The sequence below is a fragment of the Streptomyces shenzhenensis genome, assembly GCF_021462265.1.
Lineage (GTDB): Bacteria > Actinomycetota > Actinomycetes > Streptomycetales > Streptomycetaceae > Streptomyces > Streptomyces shenzhenensis.
This window is the reverse complement of the sequence record NZ_JAJONF010000178.1, coordinates 1-820: the sequence shown is the minus strand read 5'-3', so window position 1 is coordinate 820 and position 820 is coordinate 1. Positions and strand designations below refer to the sequence as shown.

Sequence of the window (820 nt, the reverse complement as noted above, 5' to 3'; positions counted from 1 at the left end):
CTCAGCCGCGGGAGAACGGGTCGCTCAGGGCCTCGAAGTCGGCCTGCGACAGCTCCAGTGCGGCTGCCGCCACGTTGTCCTCGAGGTGCTCGACCGATGACGTGCCCGGGATGGGCAGTACGACGGGCGAGCGGCGCAGCAGCCAGGCCAGCGCGGCCTGGGACGGCGAGGCGCCCAGGTGGGCCGCGACGCGGTCGAGGGGACCGCCCGGCCGGGCCAGCTGCCCGGTGGCGAGCGGGAACCAGGGCAGGAACGCGATGTCGTTGGCCTCGGCGTAGCGCAGCACGTCCTCGGAGTCGCGCTGGGCGACGTTGTAGAGGTTCTGCACGGAGGCGACGGGCACGATGTCGCGGGCGCGCTCGAGTTCGTCGACGCGGACCTCGGAGAGTCCGACGTGGGCGATCTTGCCCTCGTCGCGCAGTTCCTTGAGGACGCCGATCTGGTCCTCGAACGGCACGGAGGAGTCGATGCGGTGCAACTGGAAGAGCGGGATGCGCTCCAGCCCCAGCCGGCGCAGGCTGGACTCCGCCTGCGCCCGCAGGTGGGCGGGACGGCCGTTGGACCGCCACTGTCCGGGGCCCGGGCGGGTCAGTCCGGCCTTGGTGGCGATCACCAGGTCCTCCGGGTACGGGTGCAGCGCCTTGTGCAGCAGTTCCTCGGCCGTCCCGGGTCCGTAGGAGTCGGCGGTGTCGAAGAGCGTCACGCCGAGCTCCACGGCACGGCGCAGAACGCGGACGCCCTTGTCCTGGTCGGGGAAGGGACCCCACACTCCCGGACCCGTCAGCTGCATGGTGCCGTAGCCGAGTCGGTTGACCTTCAG

1 protein-coding gene is annotated in these 820 nt (G+C 71.8%); it reads right to left on the bottom strand.

The features are described 5' to 3' along the window. Position 1 precedes the first annotated feature (1 nt). Positions 2 to 820, bottom strand: an 819-nt coding sequence (locus LQ326_RS47330; RefSeq protein WP_234545399.1) for an aldo/keto reductase, incomplete at its 5' end; no start/stop codon positions are given.